This is a genomic window from Amycolatopsis sp. lyj-346 (assembly GCF_046548975.1).
Classification (GTDB): domain Bacteria; phylum Actinomycetota; class Actinomycetes; order Mycobacteriales; family Pseudonocardiaceae; genus Amycolatopsis.
This window is the reverse complement of sequence record NZ_JAJPWT010000001.1, coordinates 943,675-969,179: the sequence shown is the minus strand read 5'-3', so window position 1 is coordinate 969,179 and position 25,505 is coordinate 943,675. Positions and strand designations below refer to the sequence as shown.

Sequence of the window (25,505 nt, the reverse complement as noted above, 5' to 3'; positions counted from 1 at the left end):
GCAAACGGTTGCACCGGTAGGTTGGACAGCGTGTCCGTGTCCGGCGGTGCCTGGAGCAATCGCACCTGGAACGTAGTGGGATTTTCGTGAACGACGTGGTCGACAAGCAGGTGGTGGGGCTGATGGAGGTCGCTCCACTGGCAGAGGAGCTGGCGGAACGGTTCGCCAGTGCGGGACACCGCCTGTACCTCGTGGGTGGCAGCGTGCGCGACGCGCTGCTCGGCCGCCCCTCCGGTGACCTCGACTTCACCACCGACGCGCGGCCCGACCGGGTGCTGAAGATCGTCAGCGGCTGGGGCGACGCGGTCTGGGACGTCGGGATCGCCTTCGGCACGGTCGGCGTGACGAAGAAGGGCATGCAGCTCGAGATCACGACGTTCCGCGCCGACAGCTACGACCGCGTCGGCCGCAACCCCGAGGTCACCTTCGGCGACAGCATCGAGGGCGACCTGCTGCGCCGCGACTTCACCGTCAACGCGATGGCCGTCGAGCTGGCGTCGAAGACGTTCATCGACCCGCACGACGGGCTGAGCGCCCTGCGGGAGCGGGTCCTGGACACCCCCGCGACGCCGCAGGAGTCGTTCGCCGACGACCCGCTGCGGATGCTGCGTGCCGCCCGCTTCGCCGCGCAGCTGGGCTTCGCCGCCGCGCCGCGGGTGGTCGACGCGATGACGTCGATGGCGGAGGAGATCGACCGGATCACCGCCGAGCGGGTGCAGGCCGAGCTGTCGAAGCTGCTGCTGGCGGCCGACCCGCAGCCCGGGCTGGAGCTGCTGGTGGACACCGGGCTGGCCGACCGGGTGCTGCCGGAGGTGCCCGGGATGCGGCTGGCGATCGACGAGCACCACCAGCACAAGGACGTCTACCAGCACTCGCTGACCGTGCTCGCCCAGGCGATCGACCTGGAGAAGACGCACGAGCCGACGTCCGAGCCGGACCTGATCCTGCGGCTGGCGGCGCTGCTGCACGACGTCGGCAAGCCGGCCACCCGGGAGTTCCAGCCGGGCGGCGGCGTCAGCTTCCACCACCACGAGGTGGTCGGCGCACGGATGGCCCGCAAACGTTTGCGGGCGCTGAAGTTCTCCAAGGAGGTCGTCGACGACGTCTCCCAGCTCGTGTTCCTCCACCTGCGATTCCACGGCTACGGCAAGGGCGAGTGGACGGACTCGGCGGTGCGCCGGTACGTCACCGACGCCGGACACCTGCTGACCCGGCTGCACAAGCTGGTCCGCGCCGACTGCACCACGCGCAACCGCCGGAAGGCGGCCGCGCTGCAGGCGACCTACGACGACCTCGAGGCCCGGATCACCGCGCTCAAGGCCAAGGAGGACCTCGACCGCGTGCGGCCGGACCTCAACGGCGAGCAGATCATGGAGCTGCTCGGCCTTAAGCCGGGGCCGGACGTCGGGAAGGCGTGGAAGTTCCTCAAGGAGCTGCGGATGGAGCGGGGCCCGCTGGAGCACGACGAGGCGGTCGCCGAGCTGAAGAAGTGGGCCGCGGAAAACGGCGTCGGGGGCGCCTGAGCCGTGGCGGGCGGGGGCAGCTTCCTGGTGGCGCTGCTGAGGCGCGGTGCCCCCGCGATCGCCACCGCCACGAGTGAGCTGCCCGACGAGATCGCCGACCCGGCGCCGATGCACGCGCTGCGGCGCATCGCCCGGATGTCCGGCCCGATCGACCCCGCCGAGCGCGACGGCCTGCTGCTGCGCGCGACCCGCTACGTCGTGCTCATCCCGCTGGCGTACCGGCTGCTCGCGGTGCCGGGCCAGTTCGGCGGCTACGTCCTCCGGCACGGCACGACCGGGCTGCTGCCGGTCGGGGTGTTCACCTTGCTGTCGGTCGCGCTGAACGTCATCGGCTTCCGTTGGATGTTCCGTTCGGCGCCGTACCGCGGCCGCAACGCCGGGAAGCTGCTGGCGGCCGACCTGGCCTTCACGGTGGTTTCGCCGCTGCTCATCGCGCTGACCGTGCCGGCTCCGGTGTACTTCGACGCGCTCGCGGTCACCAGCGTCCACCTGTTCGGCGAGGCCGGGCTGCTGACGCTCGCGCTGGGCGTCCCGAGCGGCCTGGTCTTCGGGTTGCTCAGCTTCCCGCTGCGGATGCTGGCGAACTGGCTGAACACCGGCCGGTTCGAGGTCGGCGCCGCCTTTTCGACGTACTCCGTGCTGCTCGCGGAACTGTTCCTGGCGGCGGCAGCGCTGGTGCTGACCGGCCTCGGCACGCGCCTGGCGCTGGCCTACGGCACCCGCAACGGGCGGCTGGCCGAGCGCGCCAAGCAGCACCGGATGCTGCACGACACCGTGCTGCAGACGCTGGAGGCGATCGCGCTGTCCGGCCCCGGCGACGCCGAAGAGCGGCTGGCGGAGATCCAGCGGCTGGCGCGGGCGCAGGCGGTGGAGGTCCGGCAGACGATCGAATCGGCGGCGTCCGAGCGGGCCGAGGCCGGCGCGCGGCCGCTGGGAGAGAAGCTCGCCGCGCTCGCCGCCGAAATGGCCCGCGACGGCCTGCGGGCCCAGCTCGTGGTGGCCGAGCTGGACGACGACACCCTGTCGGAAGTCCGGCAGATCGCCATCCGCGACGCCGTCCGCGAGGCGATGCGGAACACGATGAAGCACTCCGGCACCGATCGGGTGGTGGTCCGCGTCGAAGAGCGGGACGGCGGCATCGCGGTGATCACGCGTGACCACGGGAGCGGCTTCAGCCCGGCCGACCACCCGGCCGGGTTCGGCATCAGCGAGTCGATCACCGCGCGGCTGGCCGAGGTCGGCGGGACGTCGCTGGTCGAATCGGGACTCGCCGGGGGTGGCACACGGGTGACGTTGTGGGTCCCGTTCTGATATCTCCTGACCATGACCTCGATCGACCTGCTGGCCGACGCCCTCGCCGCCTACCGCTCCGGTGACCGCGACCAAGCCGCCGAACTCGCCGCCCAGGCCGGGCGCGCCGGCTCCACGCTGGCGGACGAACTGCGGGCCCACCTGGCCGGCGAGGAGTCGGCGCCGGTGTACGACCAGCCGAGCGCGTTCACGGCGTTCATCCGCGGCGGCGGCAACGTCGAGCTGTACCGGGCGCTGAGCGCCGAGCTGGCCGCCCGGTACGACGCCGCCAAGCCGGAGTCGCTGCTCGACCTGGGCTGCGGTGACGGCCTCGCCGTCGTCCCCGCGCTGGAGCAGGCGTCGCACGTTCCCGCGCGGATCGACCTGGTCGAGCCGTCGGCCGCGCTGCTCGAAGGCGTCCACGAGCGGGTGCCGTCGGCCCAGTGCTGGCAGTCGACCGCCCAGGACTTCCTGGCCCGCGACGACCTCGGCTGGGACTTCGTCCAGTCGACGTTCGCGCTGCAGTCCATCGAGCCCGAGCAGCGTGCCGAGGTGCTCCGCGCGCTGCAGCTGCGCACGGGCACGCTGGTGATCGCCGAATTCGACGTCCCGGAGTTCGAAGAAGGCTCGCCGGAGCACCTTCGGTCGCTCGTCGAGCGCTACGAGCGTGGCGTGGCCGAGTACGGCGAAGACGCCTCGCTGGTCGCCCAGGGCTTCCTGCTGCCGGTGCTGCTCGGGATCGTCTCCGGGCAGCACCGGACGAACTGGGAGCACCCGGCCCGAGTCTGGGCCCAGCAGCTGACGACGGCGGGCTTCGCGCAAGTCGGCGTCGAACCGCTCGCCGACTACTGGTGGTCGCCCGCCGTCCTGATCACTGCCTGCTGAGCGAACCCGTCTCGACGTGCTGGGCGAGCGGCCGCGGCAGCAGGTAGGCGACCGCGCCGCCCGGCAGCCCGCCCCACGGCGCCGTCACGCCGGTCAGCACGCGGATCGCGCGCTGCACCCGGTAGAGCCGCTTCTCGCGTTCGCGGTCGAACGCCAGCGCCGTCTCGACGAACCGCGAGCCGCCGGCGTGCACCAGGTTGCCGGTCTCGTTGCCGAACCGGACGACCGTGGTGCCCGGCGGCAGCACGAGCAGGCGCTTGCCGCGGTAGAAGTTCAACGGCGGTTCGCCGCGCATCGGCAGGATCGGCCAGTCGGCGGGCTGGTCGGACTCCTCCGCCGGCCGCGGCGGCAGCATCAGCAGCACGCCGAGCAGGAACCGGGCCGCGTCGCCGAGCGAGCCGAACGCCACCGGCTCGTCGAACGGCGGCCGCGAAACCTCCCAGCCGTTTTCGGCGCGGCGCAGCGTCCACACGCCTTCGGCAGGCACCTCGTTCGCGCCGATCCGGTAGGCCGCGGCCGGCACGCCGTGCTCGGCGAGCCGCTGCTGGAGCAGCTCCAGGGTCTCCGCGCCACGCAGGTGCCGCACCGGCTCGCCGCGGGCGACCCGGGTGAGCGCGCGCTCGTCCGGCAGGTCCGCGGCCGTCTGCGGCGGCCGCGGCTGCCCGAGGACCTCCGCCTCCGCCGTCGCGCGCACGAGCTCCCCGACGAACGGCGGGCGGAACCCGGCTGCCCGGATGTGCTCGACCAGCTCCGGCTCCGGCGGCACTCCGTACTTGCGCAGGTAGTGCGGCACGGCGGCGGGCCAGATCCAGGTGCCGTCGGTGTGGAAGGCGTTCGGCACGTCCGGCTTCGCGCCCGGCCCGCCGAAGATGTCCGGCAGCGGCGCGGGCCGGTGCAGTGCCACCGGCGCCCGGAACAGGTAGTCGAGCAGGCCGCGGACCTGGTCCGGCGGCACCGGCGGCCGGTTGACCACCGGTCGCTCGCCCTCGACGTGCGAGTCGGCGACCCGGGCGGTCCGGAACACGACGTCCAGCGGCAGCCCGGCCTTCGCCGTCAGCCACGCCGGCAGGTACTTCGGCGTCCGCGGGAAGGTCGCCAGCTCCAGCTCGTAGGCGGCCGTAGACGGGCGGCCACCGTCGTTGGGCGGCACCCGCCAGTCCGGCTCGCGGTCGGCGTCGAAGTCGAAGTCGAACTTCGACTCGGCGTCGAGGGTGAACGTGCCCTGGAACCAGGTGCCGGCCTCGGCCTGGAACATCGCCGCCCGCAGCCGCGCGAACAGCCCGCCGAGGCGGGGCACCGCGGGCAGGGACACCGACACCGGGCCGTCCTCGTCGCCGACCGCGCGGACCTCGATCTCGGCGTAGTCCCCGACCTGCCGGAACTGCGCGCCGACGCGGGCCCAGCCGCCCGGCACGGTGTGCAGGAGCGTCCGGCCGATGGCGCGCAGCAGCGCGTTCTGGTCGCCGGTGCCCGGCTGCGGCCGCGCTTCCGGCGTCTCCGTGAAGTCCAGCCGCGTCTGCCACAGCGCCGTGACCTGCTTGGCGGGCACGGTGACCGAGAAGTCGGTCAGCCCGAGCTGGGCCGCGCGGGCGGCGTCGTCGCGGACCCAGCGCAGGGTCAGCTCCGGCCGGTCGCCCGGCGCGACCTCGAAGACCTCGCCGTCGTACTCGGCGAAGGTCCGCAGCGTGAACGTCGACGGCACCTCGCCCGCCGGCACCACCCGGGCCGGACGGCCGTTGAACTCCTTGTCGAAGCCCTCCGGCGCTTCTTCCTCCGGCAGCACCGAAAGCAGCACGGTGCCGTCCGTGGTCGACCGCTGCGCGCGGTAGGTCCCCTCACCCCACGTCGCGTACAGGCCGTCCGGGCGTTCGGCGACCTCAACCCGGTAACGCACGTTTGTCCTCCCCGTCCCCAGTAACCCCAAGAACCTAGTCGACCGGGTACCGAGCGAACCACCGGTCGTCGCCCGGCGCACCCGGGCCGAACTCGGTGAGCGCGTCGTCCGCGAGGCCGACGATGACTTCGCGAAGTTCCAGCTGGTCCAGCCAGCTTTGCCGCAGTGCTTCCTCGCCGTACATCGCGCCGGCGAGGTTGCCGCAGACCGAACCGGTCGAGTCGCTGTCGCCGCTGTGGTTGACCGCCGCGAGCAACGCCGAATCGACGTCCGTGGTGGTCAGCGCGACGTACACCGACATCGACAACGCCGTCTCGCCGACGTTGCCCTGCCCCAGCGACTCCAGCTTCTCCGGCGTCGGCGGCCCCTGTTCCGCCAGCGCCAGAGCCGCGTCGAGCGCGGCGCTCTGCTCTTCGTGCGCCGGGTGCTTCACAAGCTCGGCCCGCGCGGTCGCGACCGCGTCGAGCAGCGGCTTTCCGTGCAGCAGCTCGTGCACGATCACCGCGAAGCAGCCGGACGACAAATACCCGCTCGGGTGACCGTGGGTCAGCGCGGCGCTCTCGGCCCCGAGCCGGAACACCTCGGCGAGGTCGTCCGACCACAGCGCGATCGGCGCCGCCCGCATCACGCCGCCGCAGCCCTTCGAGTTGTTCACCGGCCGGTCGATGGTGCCGCGGACACCCGAGCGGCCGTACGCCTCCAGCTCACCGAAGCAGGTCAGGCCGGGCGCCCGCCGGCTGAACAGCTCCTGGTGGGTGATCAGCCAGCCGTCGGCCGCCTCGACCGCCGACTGCGGGCCCCGGGCCCGGTCCCACGTGACGCCCTGGGTGTGCAGCCAGCGCTGGTAGGCCATCTGCAGCGAGTGGACGACGTCGGCGGAGCCGGTCTTCCGCTGCTGGGCGTGGGCCCTGATCAGCGCTTCGAGCGTGAAGAGCGTCATCTGCGTGTCGTCGGTGATCCGGCCGACGCCGCCGTACGCGGGGATGAAGTCGGTAATGCCGTCCGGCCCGGCGATCTCGCGGATCCGGTCGATCGAGTCGAACTCCGTCTTCGCACCCAGCGCGTCGCCGATCGCCCCGGCCAGCAGGCTGCCCCGCAGTCGCGATCGCAAGTCGGGTCCCTTCCGTTCCGGGGTGAACCGGCCGCTCGGGTACCGGCGCTCCCAGCGTGCGTGCTCCGCGGTCTCCGTCTGGAGGCCGTTGCGGTTGAAGTACCAGAAGATGTCGCTGGCGACGTCGTCGAGCAGGCCGAGATCGGGCAGCGAAGCCACCCACGGCAGGCCGGGCACGCCGACGCGGGCGCCGACCAGCGCACCGGCGATCGCCCCGGCCACCGGACCGGACCGCGCGGCGAGCCTGATCGCGGCCTCGGGGTCGTAGCCGCGCTTGGCCGCGGCGAACAGCGCGCGGCCGAGCACCGACCGGACGCTCCGGCCGTCGCCGATGCTTTCCAGCTGCGTGACGTCGTCGGCGTCGCGGTCGGCCCGCAGCGCCAGCGTCGACGTCGCCAGGTCGCCACCCACCTCGTGCAGGCGGACGTGCACCGGCAGGGCGAAGGTCTCCCGGGTCAGCAGGGCCTGGAACAGGGAGATCAGCAGCTCGACGCCCTCGGTGACCTCGGCACCGGCCGCGCTGCCGGTCAGCTCGCGGGCGACGTCCTTCGCGTACTGCTCGCCGTCGACGTCCGCCAGTGCCACCGCCGCGGCCGGCGTCGCGGCCAAGGCTGTGGCCAGCAAAGCGGAGAACTCGGCGGGCGCGGGGCCGGCGTGCCGGGTCGCGACGGCGAGCCAGCCGACCGGGTCCGGTTCGGGCAGGGTCGCCGGGACTTCGCCGGTCGGCACCGGCGGCAGGCCGCGCAGCACGATGTCGGTGTGGAAGAGCAGGTGCCGGGTCAGGCCGCCCAACGGCAGGGGGTCCGCCGGGTCCGCGCCGCCGCCGAGGGCGTCACCGATCGCGAAGCCGACGTACGCGCCGACGATCCGGTGCCACGCGAAGCGGTCGGCCGGCGTCCCGAAGGCGGAGAACTTGCCGAACGTCCACGGCACCGGGCGCGGGCGCGCGTCCTCGTCCACGTGCGCGATCAAGCCGTTCGCGCCCAGGTCGGCGGGCCATTCCGGCTCCTGGCCCGCCCGGCGGCGGACGCCGTTGCGGTACTGCCAGGCGAACCCGCGCAGGTACCGGACGCACTCGTCCGGCGTCAGCTCGAAGTGGTGGTCGCGGGCGTGGTCCAGGGCGTACCGCAGGTGCCGTTCCAGCAGGTCGGGCGGCTCGACGCCGAACTCCGCGACCAGCGCGGGCAGCGCCTCGGCGACCTCGGGCCCGGCTTCCGGCGCGGGCTCTTCCACGACGGGCCGGTGCTCGCCGGTCGTGCCCAGTTCGGCGGCGGTGAGGCTGCGGACCAGCCCGGTGCCGGGGTCGAGGGTCAGCCCGGACGGCGGCAGGTCCCGGACCGTCACGCGCCGGCGGCGCGGGTACCGCCCGGGCACCTTCGCCGACGAGCTGTAGGCGATGACTTCGCGCTCGCCCGTGCCGGGCACCGGCCGCAGCAGCGGTTCGCCGGTGCCGAGCAACGGCACGAGCACTTCGCAGTCCAGCAGGGCGCGGACGAACTCGGCGCGGCTGATCCAGTTCGCGGCGAGGTAGTTCAGCAGCTTCTCGGCGTCGGTCGACGGCACCGGGAAGCCGCGCCAGACCGGACCGGGCGTGTACTGCTCGTTGACGCGGTGCTCGCCGTTCGCCCGGGTCCAGCCGCGGACGGCCCGCACCGGGAGGTCGAGCTGGGGGAACGACTTCTCGTCGAACTCGGGGTCGACGTCCGGCCGCCATTCGGCCTCGGCGGGCGTGCTCGCCATCGCCGCCTGGTCCAGCCCGGTCTCGCCGTCGTCCGGCACGAAGACCACCGGGCTGGGGAACAGTCCGGCGCCGATGTCGGTGCCGTCCAGGTAGCCGGCCGCGTTGACCGTGAAGCTCCAGCCGTCCGGGCGGCGCGCGGTGAACTCCGGCCGGATCCGCAGCCGGTCACCGCCGGGCCGCGTGCGCAACCACTCCCGCGCGCGAGCGACGGCTTCCTCTTCGTCCATTCTCCCCATCCTCGCGCTAATGCCGCGGGTACCGCTCGATCCAGACGTCGCCGAGCGCGCTCAGCGCCGAATGCCGGTCGAAGTGCCAGTAGGCGTCCGATGCGACGTTCTCGACCAGGTACCGCAGTTCCAGCTGGTCGACCCACTTCTGCGGCAGCCCGGGAATCCCGGTGCGCGCGCCGAGCAGGGCACCGGCGATCGCCCCGGTGAGCGCGCTGCGGCCGGAGTGGTTGACGGCGCGAAGCAGCGCCTGCTCCGGATAGTTCTCGAAGCCCGACAACGCGGCGAAGGCGCGTCCGAGCACCGACAGCGTCGTCTTGCCGTCACCGATCAGCTCGGGCATCCGCAGGTCGGGCAGCCCGTGCTCGCCGAAGAACGGCACCGACTCGGCGACCGTTTCGGCGATCGCCGTCCACTCCGGCCCCTGCTGGAACTGGCTGTCCGGGTTGAGCACCTCGCGGCTGGTGTTCCAGATCGGGAAGCTGAACGCGTCCTTGGTCAGCGCGTGCTCGAACAGCCAGGTCAGGTAGGTCGCGGCGGCCAGATCGGGCTCGTCGGGGTGCGTGACGCCGGCCAGTGCGCGCACCGCCTGCCGCGCCCCGCCGCTGAACCCGCTGCCGGGCCCGGCCATGGTCAGCGCGGCGGGCAACGCGGGGATCAGCGCGGCCGGGCCGGTCATCGGCAGCGCGCCCGCGGCCCCGGTCGCCATCTGGTGGTAGGCGTTGAGCTCGGCGTCGTCGATGTCGCGCCGGGCGTGCAGGTCCGGGACCTGCACGAGCCAGCCGTCCGGGGCGTCCATCGGGGCGCCCTGGGTCCGCAGCCAGCGCTGCAGCGCCCCGCGGACGACGTCGGGGAAGAGCTGCTCGGCTTCGCGGGACTCCGGCTGCTCGCGGTGCGGGCTGCGGATGACCGCCTCGGTGTAGAAGAGCAGCCGCTGCGTCAGCGAGCCCATCCGGCCGGGCTGGTCGAACGCCGGGATGAGGTCGGTGACGCCTTCGATGCCGAACTTCGCGTGGATGTCGTGCAGCATCATCCGGTCGACGGCCGCGCCGAGGGCCTCGCCGAGCGCGAAGCCGACGTACGCACCCGTGACGCGCTGCCAGCCGTAGCGGAAGCCGTCGAGGTCACGCTCGAAGTACTTGCCGAAGGTGTCGAGCCGCGGCACCGTGCGGCCGGCGTTGTCGTACGCCGGCGCGAGGCCGTTCGCGCGCAGGTCCTTGGGCTTGCTGCGCGGCGGCTCCGGCATCTCCATCCGCTTCAGCCAGGACGCGCCGAGCACCGTCTTCGCGCACTCCTCGGCGGTCAGCTCGAAGCCGCGCCGACGTGCCTTCTCGGCGGCCAGGAGCGGCGGCTTCACCGGGTCCGGCAGACCCATCCGGGCCGCGGTCTCGGCGGCGACCCGGATCAGGTCCTCCTCCGCTTCCGGGCAGCGGCCGTGCACGTCGATGCGCGGCTCGTGCCGCGGGAACCGCTTGACGATCTCCGCGAGCTCCCCGCTGGAGACGTCTTCGATGGTCGTCGGGCCGCCGTTGATCACCAGGTTCGGCGGGTGCTCGAACTCGGCCAGCGTGGCGACGTCGACCTTCCACCAGCCGTGCTCGCGATAGGGCAGGTGCCGGGTCGAGCTGAACACCTTGAGCTCGTTGCGCTCCTCGGCGAAGTAGAACCGGTCGGTCTTGCCGGTCTCCAGGTCGAGCGGGACGAACACCTCGCACCGGATCAGCCCGATGAGCAGCAGTTCCCGGGTCAGCCAGCCGACACTGCCGAACGACAGCAGCGTCTCCAGGGTGTTCTCCGGCTTCGGGTAGCCGCGGCGGATCGGCCCGGCCTTGTACTCGGGGTTCTCCCGCTCTTCGCCGGTCTGGTTGCCGTCGGCGTCGACCTTCACCCAGCCCGCGACGGCCTGCAGCGGCACGCCCAGCTCGCCGAGCCCGGCCTTGACGTACTCGGGGTCGACGACCTCGCGCCAGTTCTCCTGGCCGGGGAACGCCACCGGCACCGACAGCCCGCCGGGGTGCGGGTGCGCCTGCCGCAGCTCGCCGTCCGGCTCACGGACGACGACCGACGGCGGCGGGAAGATCTCCTTCTCCGGCCGGCCCTCGTCGAGGAACGCGATGGTGTTGTAGGGCACCGACCAGCCCTCGGGGATGCGCAGCACCTTCTCGGTGTCCACCCGGAGCCCGGCGGGGCCGGAGACGTCCGGACCGTGCACCGCACGCAGCCACTGGCCGACCTTGGCAATCGCTTCCGCCGCTTCCACCTACTCGATCCTCTCCAGGCTTCCGTCGGACTCGTGCTCGGCGATCGTCTTCGGCAGCACGAAGGCCACCGCGCCACCCGGCAGGTTCGCCCACGGAACCGTGATGCCGGTGATCACGTGCAGGGGGCGTCTGAGCCGGTAGCTCCGCCGCACCCGCTCCCGTTCGAGCGGCAGCGACGTCGTGGCGAACCGTACCTCCCCGTGGTGGACGAGGTTGCCCGGTTCCTCGCCGAAGCGCAGGACGACCGTACCCGCCACCAGCCTGGTGATGCGCTTGTTGCGGAGCAGGGTGAGGGGAGGCTCACCCGGCGCCGGGTGCACCGGCCAGTCGTCGAGCTCTTTCGCGGTTTCCAGCGGTGTTTCGTGCCCGGCGGTCATCCGGGCGGGGTGCAGCAGCAACGCGCCGAGCAGCTGCTGCGCGGCGTCTTCGAGCCGGGTGAAGTACTTCGGTGCGCGGGGTTTCCCGCCGGCGTGGGCGGCGACTTCCCAGCCGTCGGCGGTGTAGTTGAGGCACCAGGCGCCATCCGCGCGCTCGCCGACCCGGTACGCCTCGGGCCACACCCCGTGCTCGCCGAGCCGCTGCACCAGCACGATCAGCAGTTCTTCGTCGCCGAGCTGCGGGTCCGGCGTGGTTTCCAGCTCGGCGACGACGTCCCCGGCGGTCTTCTTCACGTCGGCGCGGCCCGGCTTCGGCCGCGGCTTGCCCAGCAGGTCCGCCTCGGCGGTCCGCCGGACCAGCGGCTCGACGTACGGCGGCTGGAAGTGGTGACGGCGGATGTGCGCGACCAGGTCCGGCTCCGGCGGCACGCCGTGCTCCGCGAGCAGGAGCGCGACCGCGTCGGACCAGATCCACGTGCCGTCGGTGTGGAAGCGCTCGTCGCCGTCCTCGTGCACGACGGCCTCGCGCTCGAGGTACTGCAGCACGAGCGGCACCTCGGTGTCGGTCAGCGGCGGCCGTTCGACGTCCGGGCCGCCGACGTCGGCGTGCCGGAACACCACGCCCAGCGGCAGCTGCGCGCGCAGCCGCCACCAGTCCGGGACGTGCTCGTCGGCCCGCGGGAACGCGGCGAGCTCCTCCGGGTAGGCGGCCGGCTCGGGTGGGTCGGTCCACACCGGATCGTCGTCGAGCGCGAAGTCGAAGTCGAAGCCGCCGCCGGGGTCGAGCGTGAACCGCGCCTGCAGCCAGGTGCCGCGGCCCTCGGCGTACATGCCGGCCCGCAGCTCGGTGAAGAGATCGGCCAGCTCGTCCGGCGTTGCCGTGTTGTGGCCCGCGATTTCGGCGTGCTTCCCGACCTGCCGGAAGTCGGCGACGGCGGGCACGGCGGCGTCGGCCCGGTGCTCGCGCACGAGCTTTCCCAGCCGCACCAGGAGAGTGCGCTGCTCGTCGGGCGAAAGTCGATGTTCCACGTGAATCATTGCCTCGGACTCAACCGGCTCGTCACCGTGAACGACGGCGGCTCACCGGCGGCTCGGCGAGCGGCCTCGTCTTCCCACATCTTGAAGGTGCGCTTGCGGAGGGCGCGGACCAGCGCGGTTTCCTGCGGAGTCCGTCGGCGTCCTTCCCGGACAGCGACATCGTCGATGCCCTTCATGGTCTCGTACAGCGCGAAGATCGGGCCGTCGCCGTTCAGGTAGTTGCACCGCTCGATTTCGGTCTCCTGGACGAATTTTTCTTCGTCGAACGGACCGCCGATGTTCGATTCGGTCGTCGACCAGATGAGCTCGCGGATGTGGCTGCTGTCCGTGTCCTCTTCGAAGAACCCCGTGCGGAGATTGAGGATGGTGCCTTTCAACCCGCCGTCGGGCGTGGAGTCGATCCGGTAGGTGCGGGAGTAGTACTTGTAGAACATCGGGGTCTGGAAGGCCATCAGCCGCTCTCCTCGGATGTCATCCCCAGCCGGAACGCTTCCTCGAAACGGCTTCGGACCTGCTCGGTCAGCGCCGCGGTGAGGGCCGCCTCCTCCGGCGAGAGGAGGCCTTCGCGGCCGTCCTTCCTGCTGAACGTCTCGAAATCGCGGCGGACCTCGTAGAGCGCGTGTTCGTACGACGCCACTTCGTCGATGTGCGTCAGGTGCAGCCGCAGTTCGGCCACGTGCCCGTTCGGCAGCCGGACGTTGAGCTGCAGGTCCCGGTAGCCGCTGTCCTTCGGCGCGGCCAGCCGGTCGGTGAAGTCGACGATCGTCAACTCGGGGTCGTTGCGCACCGCGTCAAGCGCGCGGTACATGTCCGCCACCTGTTCGAACTGGATCTTGGTGCCGACCAGGTCATGCAGTTGCGAACCGTCCCAGTCGTGCTTCTCGATCTTCGCCAACGCCCGCACGCTGTCCTTCGGCTCCGGCCGGAATCCCGGGTGGCCGTCGGTCTCGCCGGCAATCCGCTCGGTGATGCGGTTGAGCGTGCCCTGCGTCTCGGGCCAGCGCTCGCGTTCCTCGGCGACCCATTGCTCGCAGTACTCCGGGTCGCCGACCCGCTCCTGGTCGAAGCTGCCGTGTCGCCGCGACGATTCCGGGGAGTCCTGGGCGATCCGCGCCACGTCCGCCGAGATTTCCACCTGCTCCGGAGTCGGGTCGAACGGCTCGACGCCCTGGTGCTCGACGTCGTCGATCACGCTGTAGCCGCGCTCGTTCACCTCGTGGACCGCGTCCTCGAGGATCGGGATCGCCTCGGGGTGTTTGAGCAGGCTGGCCAGTGTCTTCGGGTTGTCCAGCAGCGAGCGCGTCAAGTAGTCGTTGCCCGGGTCGGAAAGCAGCCGCACCAAGCCGGGGTGTTCTCCCAGGTGCGCGCGGATGTAGTCGGCGTCCGCGTGCCCGTCGAGCGCCGCGGCGACGTCGTCGCGGGCCAGGAAGGCGTCGTGCGGGGCCGCCGAGCCGTAGCCGCCGTGGCTCTCGCCGGTGCCGTGCTCGGGCTGGACGTGCACCTCGTCCGGCGTGCCGACGTGCATCAGCTTGATGCCCGACGGCGGCTGCGGCAGGTGCATCAGGTCGCCGGACTGCGGGTCGATGAACGCGACGCCCTCGCGGGTGTGCACGACCATCGCCACGTGCCCGTACTCGACCCCGTTCGGGCCCGGGTACTTCACCGCGACCACGGCGTGGTGGTCGGCCGGCATGCCGCGCATCTCGCGGATGACGTCGTCGTAGCTGTCGCGCGGGGAGAACGTCTCCCCGAACTCGCCCTCGAGGTGTTCGAGCGTGCCACGGCTGCCCATCTCGTGCGGCAGGATCGGCTCGGCCGTCGTGTCGCCGCCGCGCAGCTGGTCCATGTAGGCCCGGGGACCGCGCGTGCAGTTCGTCATGTAGCCGTTTTCGAAGGCGCCCGGCTCGCGGAAGCCCGGGTTGACCTCGCGCAGGTGCGGGTGGCGGTCCTGGACGTAGGCCGCGCGCTCGCTCTCCGTCGTGCCGCCGGCGTGGATGGCGGGTTCCGACGGCGGGTTCGTCGCCCTGGCCAGCCGCGAGTAGTCGTGCACCGGCGCCGGGGGCGGCGGCGGTTCCGCCAGGCTGTCCTGGACGTCGTGGACCGACGCGTGTTCCGGCTGCGGAGAGACGTGCTGCGGCTCGCCGAGGCCGCCGAGCCGTTCCATGATCGCGGCCTGCTTGCGCCGTTCGAACTCGGGCGCGTTGTGCTCGTTTTCGGCCCGCCGCTCGGCCATCTTCTGCTTCGCGGTCTCGGGGTCGAGGTAGCGCGGGTGACCGGGGCCGATCTCCTCCGCCACGATGATCCACTTGCGGCGGCCGTCGACCGTCTCCAGCCGCCGCTCGTGGACCAGCAGCTGGGTGCCGGGCGGCGACAGCGATTCGCGCTCACCCGGGTTCTCGGCGAGCTTCGAGATGTCACGCAGGTTGTTCGACCGGACGTGCAGCTCGATGTCATCGCCGAACTTCGACGACGTGAGCTCGCCGGTCTTGATCGACGCGCTCGAGAACGCGGGCTCGACGACCACCGCACCCGGCTCGTACGGCCCGGCGACCAGGTCGGCCAGCCGCGGGTCGCCGCCGACGTCGTAGGCGCGGATGGTCTCGCCGGACTCGGGGACGATCTGGTTGAGACCGTCCACGATCGCGCGGGTGTTCTGCTGCGCGAGGTCGAAACCGGGGTGCTCGGGGCCGCGGCGCAGGGCCTCGTTGACGTCGTAGGCGTACTCGCCGCGCGTGTAGCCGTGCAGCGCGACGGCACCCGCATCGGTCACCGGCAGCCCGGCGGCGTCCCGGCGGGCGAGCGCGCGGTCGTGGACCTGCTGGTAGATGTCGTCGTCACCGACCGCGCGGCGGATGCTCTCGTGGTCGGCCGGGGTGCCGCGGTGCTCGCCGTCGAAGAGGTAGCCCTCGTCGTGCGGGACGCGCTCGGACGGCGGGTTGAGCCGGTCGCTGATCGCTTCTTGCTTCGGAGGCGCTTCGTCGTGTTGGGGCGCTTCGTGGTGCGGGGGCGTTTCGTGGTGTTGGGGTGCGTCGCCGCCGAGCGGCATCGAGTGGATCCCGGTGGCGTCGTGCGGCAGTTCGGCAAGCCGCCCGGTGACGGGATCGGCGAAGAGCACCCCGTGTTCGGTGTGCACGGCGGCAACCAGCCGCGACTCCCCAGTGGGCGTCTCGAAGGCGACGGCACTCCGCGCACCGACCGGACGTTCGCCGAGCTCACGGGCAACGCCGTCGAAGCTGTCCCGGCCGCTCCACGGGCCGCCGAGCCGCTCGCCGAGGCTCTGCTGCCGCGCCGGCCCGGCGACGACGTCCTCGCCGTTCATCCGCCGGTCGAAGGCGACCACCGACTCGGCGGCGTTGGTCCGGTAGCCGTTTTCGAGGCCGTCCGGGCTGTAGTGGTTGCGGGTGTTGACCCCACCGAGCTCGGGAACGGCGTCACGCACGAGGCGCGCGTGCTGCTGCGGCGTCTCGACGGACCCGGCGTGCAGCACGGGCGGCCCGCCGGGCGCGAGCGGCTCGGCCAGCTCCACCCAGCCACCCTCCGGTTCCCCGGTGGCCGGCGGCCGCCGTTCGGGCAGCGGCTCGGCACCCGGCGGATCGAAGGCGTTGAGCTTCGACGCCATGTCGTTGCCCGGCGCGTATTGGGGGTACTGCTCGTAGAACTTCGCGAGCTCTTCGTCGGCTTCGCGCTGGAAGCGGTCCTCGTCGGCACGCTCACTGGCCCGGCGTTGCTCGATGGCATCGCGAGCATCGGCGTCGACGAGGTGTCCCGGATCGCCGGGCGCGATCTCTTCGGCGTGCACGACGTAGTGCGGTTCGCCGCGCACCGGTGCCGGCTTGTGGTTGGGGTGCCCGGGCCCCTCTTCGATGCCGGTGATCTTGAACTGCGTCCCGGCTTTGAAGAGAACCTCGCGCTCGTGCCCGATGCTGGCCAGCTTTTCGACGTCACGCCCGGTCTTCGACTGGATCCGCATCTCGACTTCGCCGGGGAAGTTGCTGCGCGGGTGCTGCGCGTCGACCTTCGAGGAGCTCAGGAACGACGGTTCGGTGATGTGCGCACCGTCGTGGAACCGCGCGAGGAAGGCCTGCAGCCGCCCGAGATCACCCTTGAAGTCAACCCGCCGCGAGACAACACCTTCATGCGGCGGAAGTTCGTTCAGCCCCGAGACGAGCGCGGCGGCCTGCGGAGCGAGATGGACGAGTTCGGGACTCCCCATCCGCAGCGCGTGGTTGAGCGGCCCGACCATCTCGGTCCGCGTATAGGCGTGCACGGCAACGGCCCCGGCGTCGGACATCCCGGGGTGCCACTGGTCGCGTTTCGCCCGCGCTTCGCGATTGACCTGCTCGTGCCGCCACTCACCGTCCTGGTCGCTCGTCTTCCCGGAGTCCATGAAGGTGTCTTCGATCCGCCTGATCCCGGCGGGATCATCGGTGTGGAAGCGAGGATCGGTGAGGTAGGGCTCGTCAAGACCAGGCTGGCCGTAGTCGTGTTCGCGCCCCGCTCCGGCCGGCTCTTGTCCATCGGCGGCAGGGCTCTGGTCCACCGGCTGCTCGGCGGTGGCCGGGTTCTCGTCCGCCGCCCGTTCGTGGGCGGGCGTTCCCTGCTCGGTTTCGGGAGCACGCTGTTCGCCGGCCCGGTCGTGTCCAGTCTGGTCCGTTGGTTCGGTGGTCGGCTGTCCTGCCGAGCGGTCGTGGGCCGGAGTTTGTTCTTGGGTCCGGTCGTGTCCAGGCTGGTCGGTTGGCTCGCTGGCCGGGCGTTCCTGGGCAGGCTCGCGCTCGGCTGTGGGTGGGTTTTCGGTGACCGGCCGTTCGCTGGTACCCCGCTCGTTGCCCGGTGCGCCCTGTTCTGCCGGGTGCCCCTGTTCGGTGGGCGCAGGCGTGCGCTGGTCGGCGCTCGGCTGCTCAACCGGCTGCTCGGCGACCGGCGGCTGCGTGGGCTCGGCCACCGGACCCGGCTGCTCGACCGGTCGCTGCGGCGCTTCCGGCGCACGGTCCATCGGCCGCGGCGGCTCGAACGGTCCCCGCGGCGGCAGCTGCTCCTGCGGCGGCCCGAACCGCGGCGGCGGCACCTGCGGCGGCCCAGCCTGCCGAGGCGGCCCCAACCGAGGATCGTGCGGCGGCCGTCCACCCGGCGGAGGCGGCATCGGCGGCCGTCCACCGGAGTGCGGCCCGGGTCCCTGAGGACCCCGAGGCTGATTCGGATACCCCGCGGGCCGCTGCCCCCCAGCCATCGGCGGCCGCTGCCCACCCTGCGGCGGCGGCATCCGCCGCGGATCCTGCGGAGGCACCCCACCCTGAGGCGCCTGCCCACCCCCAACCGGCGGCTGCCCACCCTGAGGCGGCCGCACCCCCGGCGGCAACGGAGCCTGCCCACCCGGCGGCAGCGGCGCCCCGGACATCCCCGGTTGCCCACCACGCGGCGGCTGCCCACCGGGCTGAACGGGCTGCCCACCCTGCGGCAACTGCCCACCACCCTGCGGCGGCTGTCCGCCCGGCCGCACCGGTTGCGTGCCGTGCGGCGGCTGCCCGCCAGGTTGAGCGACCTGTCCACCGCGCGGCGGCTGTCCGCCCGGTTGTGCACCGTGCGGAAGTTGGCCGCCGGGCTGCCCGCCCAGCAGCGGTTGCCCGCCGGGTTGAGTTGCCTGGCCGCCATGCAATGGCTGGCCGCCGGGCTGTGCACCGTGCGGCGGTTGGCCGCCGGACTGAGTTGTCCGGCCACCATGCAGCGGCTGGCCACCCTGCTGCCCACCGTGTGGCGGTTGGTTGCCGGGTTGAGTTGTCGGGCCGCCGGGTTGTGCACCGTGCGGCGGCTGCCCGCCGAGTTGAGTGGCCTGGCCGCCGTGCGGCGGTTGGCCGCCGGGTTGTGCACCGTGCGGCGCCGGCCCGCCGGGTTGAGTTGTCGGGCCGCCGTGCGGTGGCTGCCCGCCATGCAGCGGTTGGCCACCCGGTTGAGCCCCATGGGGGGGCTGCCCGCCGGGCTGAGTTGCCTGGCCGCCATGCAGCGGCTGGCCACCCTGCTGCCCACCGTGCGGCGGTTGGCCGCCGGGTTGAGTTGCCTGCCTGCCCTGCGGTTGCCCGGCGGGCTGAGCGGCCTGGCCGTTGTGCATTGGCTGCCCACCGTGCGGTGGTTGGCCACCCGGTTGAGCACCGTGCGGCGGCTGTCCACCGGGCTGAACTGCCTGACCGCCGGGTGGCTGGGCGCCCGGCTGTCCGCCATGCATTGGCTGCCCACCCGGCTGCCCACCGTGCTGGGGCCGGCCGGCCTGTGGGGGCTGGCCTCCTGGGCGATACCCGCCCTGCGGCATCGGTGGCTGGCCGCCCTGCAGCATTCGGCGGGGGTCCTGTGGCGGGACCCGGCGTGGCTGTTCGCCGCCGTTTTGCGGCATCGGCGACCCACCCGGGCGCGGACCGGGGCCACCCGCGCCTCCCTGGCCACCGCCGTTCGGCAAACCGCCCGGCGGCGGGAATCCACCCGGTGGTGGTGCCTGCTGCGGGGACGGTCCGTTCTGGAACGGTGCCGGCCCCGCATCCGCCGCGAAAGGCTGGCTCTGGCCGCCCGTGAAGCCGGCCGCTCCGACGTTGTCCTGGGGGCGTCCGCCGCTCGGGCGGCCCGGCTCCTGGCCGGCGCCCGGCGGCGGGGCCATGCCGTAGCCGCCCTGTGGTGCGCCGCCGCCCGTCGACGGTTGGCTCGGTGTCGAAGCCGGCGAGACCGGACGTTCCGGTTGCTGGTCCGTGCTGGGCCGCGGCCCCTCGGGCGCGCGGTGCTCGGCGGCCGGTGGGGACCCGCCGTCCGCACGCTGCTGCGCTTCGGGCTCTCGCCGGGCCTCCGGCGAGGACGACGCCTCATGACGCGGCTCCGGCTCGGCGACGGCTTCGCGGCGTGGTTGCTCGCTGCGCGTCTCACCTTCCGAGGAGGCCTCGCGACGCGGCTCTTCGCCTCGCGACTCGGGTGCCGCGGCCGGCTCACGGCGCGAGTCTTCGCTGCGTGACGGCTCGGAGGAGGTCTCACGGCGTGGCTCTTCGCCCCGCGACTCCGGCTCCGAAGAGGACTCCCGCCGGGACTCCGGCTGCGACGAAGATTCACCGCGAGCTTCAGACTCCCGCCGGGCCTCCGGCTCCGCCGAAGATTCCCTGCGAGACTCAGGCCCCGACGAGGACTCCCGTCGAGACTCCGGCTGCGACGAGGATTCACCGCGAGTTTCAGACTCCCGCCGGGCCTCAGGCTCCGACGAGGACTCACCGCGAGACTCCGGTTCCGAAGCAGAACCCGGCTCCTCACCCGCCCCCCGCCGCGAATCCCCCGAATCCCCCGGCCCACCGGAGTCACCAGAGTCCCCGGAGTCACCATCCGAGTCGACGCGCGGGATGTTCGTGTCGCGGACCGAGTGCATCTGCTCCTTGGCGCCCCCGACCGCCCCGTCCACCGCGCCGCTGGACGCGCCCATCAGCAGCTGCTCCGGCGTCAACGACCCCAGGTCCCCGGTCACCGCCGCCTGGCCGACGGTCTGCGCGACGCCCTCGACCGCGCCCCGGGTTCCGGCGCGCATGGCCGCGTCCGCGATCTGCCCGCCCGCGCTGTGTGAAAGTCCCTCGGTCGCCCCGCGGCCGATCGAGCCGGACGCCGCGCCGACGACGCCGCCGACCGCGCCCGAGATCGCCGCGTCGGACGTCTTCGACCAGTCCCAGTCCTTGCGATCGCCCTTGGCCATCTGCAGGCCCTGGATGCCCGCGTCCATCCCGAGGTTGATCGCCTCGTTCTTGAGGACCTCCATGCCGATCTTCTTGAGGCCCTGCTTGAGCAGCTTCTCCAGCAGTTCCTTCGCGACCTGCTTGAACCCCTGCTGCGCCAGCTTCTCGAGCAGCTGCCGGAACAGCATCTGCACGGTCATCCGGGTGGCGATCTGGGCCGGCGCGATCCCCGCCGTCGAACCGCCGAACGTCACCGCCGCCGCCGCGATCATCGCCGCGATCTGGGCGGCCAGGACGATCAGCGAGATGATGATCATGTACTTCGTGTACTCGACGTCCAACGCCGTCTGGTCGCACGAATCCCCGAGGGCCTTCGTCGCTTCGGCCAGCTGCTTGAAGTACGCCTCGTCGCCTTCGACGAACTTCTTCCACTGCTCCGCGAACGCGTCGGCGCCGTCACCCGTCCAGTTGTCGCGGATGCCGGACGCCGCGACGTTGCCCGTCTCCGACACCGGCGCGATCGCCGAAGACGCCGTGTGCCACGCGTCGCGCAGTGCGCGCAGCTTGGTCTCGTCGCCCTCGGGCCAGCTCTCCCCGACGACGATCGGCAGCAGCCACTTGACCGCGTCGGGCATCTCCATACCCACGCGTCATTGCCCCTTGCTCAGCTGGGACGTCACGTCTTCGTCGGCGCCCGAAATCGCCTTCATCGACTTGGTGACGTTCTGCTGCATCCCCCGCAACCCCTGCACGAGGTTGGTGAACCCTTCGACGGCGCCCTGCGCGCCCGGCACGTAGTCCTTGGCGAACTCCTTGCCGGACTCGTCGCCGCCCCAGCACTCACCCTGTGCGGCGAGGGCGGCCTGCAGTGCCTTTCCCGCGTTGTCGAGCGCGTCGGCCGCGGTCACCAGGCCGTTCGACGCGCGCAGGACCGCGTCCGGCTCCGCGGTGAACCCGGAACCCCCCTCCGGCATCAGTCGCCCCTCGTCATCCAGGACGACGGTGGCTCTTCGTCGTCCTCACGCGGCGGGCGGACGCGCTTGGGGGCCGGCTTGGGCGCGGGCACCGGCGGAGGTGCCTGCTCGTTGCGCAGGATCGACCCGCCGTCTTCGAACGACTCGGGCCGCGGTGCCGGAGGCGGTTCTTCGTCGAACGAGGGGATCGGCGGTACCAGCCCGGCCAGTGACGGCGCGCCCTCGACCAGGTCCGAGAGGTCGGGCAGGCCCTCGGTGATCGGGGCCATCAGCTCCGCGATCTTCTGCTTGACCTGCAACGATCCCTGGCGGACCAGGGTCTGGACGGTGTTCGCGAGCTGCGCCGGCGTGGTGCGCTCGAAGGTGCTCGGGGCGAATTCGAGTTTCGCGAGGCTGCCGGCGGCGTCGATGGTGGCGCGGACCAGGCCGTCGGGCGAACTCACCTGTGCGGTGGTTTCGGCGGCCGCGGCCTGGGCGTCACGCAGCTGCGCGGTCTGCCGCTCGAAGTTCTCCAGGAGGGTGTCCATCCGGTCCTTCATCGCGGCATTGCGTGCTTCGAGCTGTGCACGGTCGTCGCCCGCGGTGGTCACAGGTGCCCCCGGTGTCCCTCGAACCTACTAATGACTTCCCGGTCACCCTAATGCCAATGGAGCAGTCACCGTGACCGGTTCGGGTGTTTGCGTCAGCGAATCACGCGTCGCCGGGCGAGTACGTACCCCGCTCCGCCGACGAGGTAGCACGCCGTCGCGGCGATGAGCAGGCCCGGCGAACGGCCGTCGTCCGGCACGACCAGCGCGGCCAGCGAAACCGCCGCCACCTGGGTGATGTTGAACAGCGTGTCGTACAGCGCGAACACCCGGCCGCGGGCTTCGTCGGCGACGTCGAGCTGGATCGACGAATCGACGCAGAGCTTGAGCACCTGCCCGGCCCCGCTGATGGCGAACGACGCAAGCAGCGCCAGCGGCAGCAGCATCGGCAGGCCCAGCGCGGACTGCGCGATCGCGGCGACCAGCAGCGAACCGAGCACCGCGCGCAGCCGGCCGAACCGGCGGATCAGCCGCGCGGTCAGCAAGCCGGCGATCAGCAGGCCGGCTCCGGCGAGCGCGGCGATCTGGCCGAGCCCGGGCAGGCCGGCGCGGAGGATCCCGTGGTCGGTGAAGTAGTTGCGCATCAGCAGCACGGTGACCAGCAGCGACACCCCGAACGACGCCCGGTGCGCGAACAGCGCGACGAACCCGGCCGTGACGCTCGGGGCGCGCCACGCGTGCCGCGCGCCGTCGGCCAGCCCGCGTGCGACCGCCAGGACCGGGTTCGGCGGCTCGTCGACCACCGTCGGCCCGAGCACGCCCCGGGCGAAGCCGCGCGCGATGAACGCCGAGACGAGCGTGCCGAGCACCGCGAACGCCGTGGTCTCGGCCGATCCGACGTCGTTGCTGCCGAAGAGCGCCCGGAGGCCGATCGCGCAGCCGCCGCCGATGACCGCGACCACCGAGCCGAGCGTGGTGGCGAAGGCGTTCGCCGTCACGACGCTCTCTTCTTCGACGACGTGCGGAAGCGACGCCGAAAGGCCGGAGCCGATGAAGCGGGTGATCCCTTCCGCCGCCAGTGCCAGCGAAAACAGCCCGATCCCGCCGAACCCGAAGCCGACGGCGGCGGACGCGCAGACGATCGCCAGTCCCCTCAGGAGGTTCGCGAAGATCAGGACGCGACGGCGGTCCCAGCGGTCCAGCAGGGCGCCGGCGAACGGCCCGACGACCGAGTACGGCAGCAGGAGCGCGGCGAACCCACCGGCGATGGCCAGCGGGTCGGCGGCGCGTTCGGGGTTGAAGAGGACAGCGCCCGCGAGGCCGGCGCGAAAGACGCCGTCGCCCCAGCTGGCGGCGAAGCGCGTGAAGAGCAGACGCCGGAAGTCGGGGTCCTTGAGCAGCTCCCGAGGACCTCTTCGAGCTGTCGCCGACTGGGCGCTGATCGTCACCAAGCCAGAGTAAAGGGTGGCCGACGCACTGAGGTCGCCTCTCGGCGGCTATGCGCAGTGTGGCTCCAGCCGGACGGTATTCCACAAAGGCGGTTCTTCAGTGAGCCCGGGGGACACGGAGTGCGCCGGCCACATGTTTCAAACGAGGCTGCTGGGACGATTGTTCCCGAGCCGAAGTCATTCGCCTGGCCAAGGGTGGGATCATGGGTCGCGTGCCAGCGGACGCCGAGGTTGAACCGGGAACGCTCCTGGTCGCCGCCCCCACGATGGTCGACCCCAACTTCCGGCGGACCGTGGTGTTCGTCATCGATCATCGCGAAGAGGGCACGCTGGGCGTGGTCCTGAACCGGCCGAGCGACGTCGCCGTGCACGACGTGCTGCCCAGCTGGGGCGGGCACGTCGCCGAACCGCAGGCCGTGTTCGTCGGTGGGCCGGTCGAGAAGAAGACCGCGTTGTGCCTGGCCGCGCTGCGCACCGGCGAGACGGCGGCGAGCGTGCCGGGCGTGATCGCGGTCCGCGGCCCGGTCGCGCTGGTCGACCTGGACACCGATCCCGAAGTGCTGGTGCCGAAGGTCCGCGGCGTGCGCGTGTTCGCCGGGTACGCGGGCTGGGACTCGGGGCAGCTGGCCGGCGAGATCGAGCGTGACGACTGGGTCATCGTGCCCGCGCTGCCGAGCGACATCCTGGCCTCGCCGGACGGCGACCTGTGGAGCCAGGTCCTGCGCCGTCAGGGCATCCCGCTCGCGCTACTGGCCACCCACCCGGGCGACCTCCAGCGGAATTAGGCCTCTTCCTTCTTGAAGACGCCGCAGCCGCCGGCACCGCACGCGCAGCCGCTGCAGCCGGCCGGCGCCGCCGGGGCCGGGGCGGGCACGGTCAGCGCGGCCCGGTTGCCGAGCACGCCACCGCCCATGACCAGCAGCAGCATCGCGAGCACGCCCGCGAGCGCGGCGGAAACCAGGCCACCGGTCGTCGGCATGGCCAGCCCGGCCAGCCCGGTGAGCACGGAGATCGCGCCACCGGCCATGGTCGGCAGGCCCGCGACGCGGTTGGCCAGCTTGAACGCTTCTTCACTGCGCAACGTCGCCTGGGTGCGCACCCCGGTGCCGCCTTCGCGCGTCAAGCGCTCGCGGAAACCGAGAAACCCACCAAAGCCGACAAGCAGACCCAGCACGACCGGAACCAGCGCGATAGCGAACACGAGGTCAAGGATAAGCGTGACGTCCTGGCAACCTGCCGGATACCCTGATCGACTGTGCTACAGGCCATGTCACCGCGTGTACTGCCCACCGTCCTGGCTACGGCCCTGATCGGGGGAATCCTCGCCGCCGCGCCGGCCGAGGCGACCGAGAGTCACCAGCGGCCGATCCGGCTGCTCGGCGAACAGATCGTCCCCAACGCCCTGCAGTTCCAGGGCACGACGGTCGGCGGCCTGTCCAGCATCGACTACGACCCGCGGACCGGCGGCTACGCGCTGATCTGCGACGACCGGTCGGCGATCAACCCCGCCCGCTTCTACACGGCGACCTTCCCGGTCTCCGCGAACGGCGTCGGCCCGGTCACCCTCACCGGGACCAAGCCGCTGCTGCGTCCCGACGGCACCCCGTACCCGCCGCTCGTGCAGAACGACCCGGCGAAGCCGCAGAACGAGCAGACGATCGACCCCGAAGAGCTGCGCGTCGACCCGTGGAGCGGCGGCTACTACTGGTCGCAGGAGGGCGAGCGGACGGCGACGACGTTGATCGACCCGTCGATCCGCGAGGCGCGCCGCGACGGCGAATACGTCCGCGACCTGCCGATCCCCGCGAACGAGAAGATGACGCCGACGGCGGGTCCGCGGCAGAACCTGGTCCTCGAAGGCCTCACGTTCGCCGGCTTCGGCTCCCTGATCGCCAGCGAGGTCGAAGGCCCGCTGCTGCAGGACGGCCCGGAGGCGACCACGACCGCCGGCGCGCTGTCGCGGATCACCCTGCAGTCGCGGTTCGGGCCGGTACTGGCCCAGTTCGCCTACCCGCAGGAGCCGCTGTTCGCCGCGCCGGTGCCGCCGACGGCGTTCGCCACCACCGGCGTCTCCTCGATGCTGGCCGTCGACCAGGCCGACCCGACGAAGTTCCTCATGATGGAGCGCTCGTTCAGCACCGGCGTCGGGAACAAGGTGCGCGTCTACGAGATCGACACGAAGGGCGCGACGAACGTCCTGAACGTCAAGTCGCTGGCCGACGCGAAGCACGTCAAGCCGGTGAAGAAGCGGTTCCTCTTCGACGCGGCCGACCTCGGCTTGTCCACTGTGGACAACCTGGAGGGGATGACGTGGGGGCCGAAGCTGCCGAACGGCGAGCGCAGTTTGATCTTGGTCAGCGACAACAACTTCTCGGCGACGCAGGTCACCCAGTTCGTCGCACTGGCGGTCCCCTCGGAACGGCTTTGACCAGCAAGTTAAGATGAACCCATGAACACGGCTCGGCTGCTCCCGTTTTTCAAGGGGCTTGGCCTGCCGCGCTGACCGGGCCCGGCCCGGCCGGCG

General features: G+C 72.1%; 15 protein-coding genes. 5 read left to right on the top strand and 10 right to left on the bottom strand.

The features are described 5' to 3' along the window. Positions 1–86: 86 nt before the first annotated feature. The 3 genes from ACLJQE_RS04715 to ACLJQE_RS04705 are packed head-to-tail and all read left to right on the top strand — an operon-like array spanning position 87 to position 3,698. Positions 87–1,523 carry a CCA tRNA nucleotidyltransferase gene (locus ACLJQE_RS04715; RefSeq protein WP_410637694.1) on the top strand — a complete coding sequence of 479 codons (1,437 nt, stop codon included), beginning with the start codon at positions 87–89 and terminating at the stop codon, positions 1,521–1,523. 3 nt (positions 1,524–1,526) lie between these two features. Continuing rightward, on the top strand, positions 1,527–2,834 hold the full coding sequence (locus ACLJQE_RS04710; protein WP_410637693.1) for a sensor histidine kinase: 1,308 nt from the start codon (positions 1,527–1,529) through the stop codon (positions 2,832–2,834). Between the two features lie 12 nt (positions 2,835–2,846). Then, the gene (locus ACLJQE_RS04705) at positions 2,847–3,698 is read left to right on the top strand and encodes a class I SAM-dependent methyltransferase (RefSeq protein ID WP_410637692.1); all 852 of its coding nucleotides are present in this window, start codon (positions 2,847–2,849) and stop codon (positions 3,696–3,698) included. On the opposite strand, the gene ACLJQE_RS04700 is transcribed toward ACLJQE_RS04705, so the two are convergent. The 9 genes from ACLJQE_RS04700 to ACLJQE_RS04660 all read right to left on the bottom strand — a co-directional run bounded on the left by ACLJQE_RS04700 (position 3,685) and on the right by ACLJQE_RS04660 (position 22,981). Next, complete coding sequence (locus ACLJQE_RS04700; protein ID WP_410637691.1) at positions 3,685–5,592, bottom strand: glycohydrolase toxin TNT-related protein; 1,908 nt, start codon at positions 5,590–5,592, stop codon at positions 3,685–3,687. The genes ACLJQE_RS04705 and ACLJQE_RS04700 overlap by 14 nt on opposite strands. Positions 5,593–5,626: 34 nt before the next feature. Then, positions 5,627–8,671, bottom strand: coding sequence for an ADP-ribosylglycohydrolase family protein (locus ACLJQE_RS04695; protein WP_410637690.1), 3,045 nt, complete (start codon positions 8,669–8,671; stop codon positions 5,627–5,629). Between the two features lie 16 nt (positions 8,672–8,687). Further along, entirely contained in the window at positions 8,688–10,931 is a 2,244-nt protein-coding gene (locus ACLJQE_RS04690; protein ID WP_410637689.1) for an ADP-ribosylglycohydrolase family protein, read from the bottom strand. After that, positions 10,932–12,347: a TNT domain-containing protein gene (locus ACLJQE_RS04685; RefSeq protein WP_410637688.1), complete on the bottom strand. Its 1,416-nt coding sequence runs from the start codon at positions 12,345–12,347 to the stop codon at positions 10,932–10,934. Next, on the bottom strand, positions 12,344–12,799 hold the full coding sequence (locus ACLJQE_RS04680) for a hypothetical protein (RefSeq protein ID WP_410637687.1): 456 nt from the start codon (positions 12,797–12,799) through the stop codon (positions 12,344–12,346). The genes ACLJQE_RS04685 and ACLJQE_RS04680 overlap by 4 nt, the downstream gene beginning before the upstream one ends. Further along, entirely contained in the window at positions 12,799–20,673 is a 7,875-nt protein-coding gene (locus ACLJQE_RS04675) for a toxin glutamine deamidase domain-containing protein (protein WP_410638320.1), read from the bottom strand. Before ACLJQE_RS04675 ends, ACLJQE_RS04680 begins: the two co-directional genes overlap by 1 nt. A 9-nt stretch (positions 20,674–20,682) precedes the next feature. Then, positions 20,683–21,006 carry a WXG100 family type VII secretion target gene (locus ACLJQE_RS04670; protein WP_410637685.1) on the bottom strand — a complete coding sequence of 108 codons (324 nt, stop codon included), beginning with the start codon at positions 21,004–21,006 and terminating at the stop codon, positions 20,683–20,685. Beyond that, positions 21,006–21,545: a YbaB/EbfC family nucleoid-associated protein gene (locus ACLJQE_RS04665; protein ID WP_410638319.1), complete on the bottom strand. Its 540-nt coding sequence runs from the start codon at positions 21,543–21,545 to the stop codon at positions 21,006–21,008. Before ACLJQE_RS04665 ends, ACLJQE_RS04670 begins: the two co-directional genes overlap by 1 nt. A gap of 143 nt (positions 21,546–21,688) precedes the next feature. Continuing rightward, a complete protein-coding gene (locus ACLJQE_RS04660) occupies positions 21,689–22,981 on the bottom strand; it encodes an MFS transporter (RefSeq protein WP_410637684.1) in 1,293 nt (430 codons plus the stop codon). Between the two features lie 203 nt (positions 22,982–23,184). Here ACLJQE_RS04660 and ACLJQE_RS04655 point away from each other — a divergent pair, with 203 nt between their 5' ends. Beyond that, positions 23,185–23,766, top strand: a complete 582-nt coding sequence (locus ACLJQE_RS04655) for a YqgE/AlgH family protein (protein ID WP_360269834.1) — start codon at positions 23,185–23,187, stop codon at positions 23,764–23,766. On the opposite strand, the gene ACLJQE_RS04650 is transcribed toward ACLJQE_RS04655, so the two are convergent. Continuing rightward, positions 23,763–24,182 (bottom strand): SdpI family protein, encoded by a 420-nt coding sequence (locus tag ACLJQE_RS04650; RefSeq protein ID WP_410637683.1) that lies wholly within the window; start codon positions 24,180–24,182, stop codon positions 23,763–23,765. The two genes, ACLJQE_RS04655 and ACLJQE_RS04650, sit on opposite strands and share 4 nt — an antisense overlap. Before the next feature lie 66 nt (positions 24,183–24,248). On the opposite strand from ACLJQE_RS04650, the gene ACLJQE_RS04645 reads away from it, so the two are divergent. Beyond that, entirely contained in the window at positions 24,249–25,409 is a 1,161-nt protein-coding gene (locus ACLJQE_RS04645; protein ID WP_410637682.1) for an esterase-like activity of phytase family protein, read from the top strand. The last annotated feature ends 96 nt before the right edge of the window (positions 25,410–25,505 follow it).

Excerpts from the sequence above, each read along its gene's own strand:
- ACLJQE_RS04705 (WP_410637692.1), top strand. The coding sequence starts at position 2,847 with ATGACCTCGATCGACCTGCTGGCCGACGCCCTCGCCGCCTACCGCTCC.
- ACLJQE_RS04695 (WP_410637690.1), bottom strand. The coding sequence starts at position 8,671 with ATGGACGAAGAGGAAGCCGTCGCTCGCGCGCGGGAGTGGTTGCGCACG.
- ACLJQE_RS04685 (WP_410637688.1), bottom strand. The coding sequence starts at position 12,347 with ATGATTCACGTGGAACATCGACTTTCGCCCGACGAGCAGCGCACTCTC.
- ACLJQE_RS04680 (WP_410637687.1), bottom strand. The coding sequence starts at position 12,799 with ATGGCCTTCCAGACCCCGATGTTCTACAAGTACTACTCCCGCACCTAC.
- ACLJQE_RS04675 (WP_410638320.1), bottom strand. The coding sequence starts at position 20,673 with ATGGAGATGCCCGACGCGGTCAAGTGGCTGCTGCCGATCGTCGTCGGG.
- ACLJQE_RS04670 (WP_410637685.1), bottom strand. The coding sequence starts at position 21,006 with ATGCCGGAGGGGGGTTCCGGGTTCACCGCGGAGCCGGACGCGGTCCTG.
- ACLJQE_RS04665 (WP_410638319.1), bottom strand. The coding sequence starts at position 21,545 with ATGAAGGACCGGATGGACACCCTCCTGGAGAACTTCGAGCGGCAGACC.
- ACLJQE_RS04655 (WP_360269834.1), top strand. The coding sequence starts at position 23,185 with ATGGGTCGCGTGCCAGCGGACGCCGAGGTTGAACCGGGAACGCTCCTG.
- ACLJQE_RS04645 (WP_410637682.1), top strand. The coding sequence starts at position 24,249 with ATGTCACCGCGTGTACTGCCCACCGTCCTGGCTACGGCCCTGATCGGG.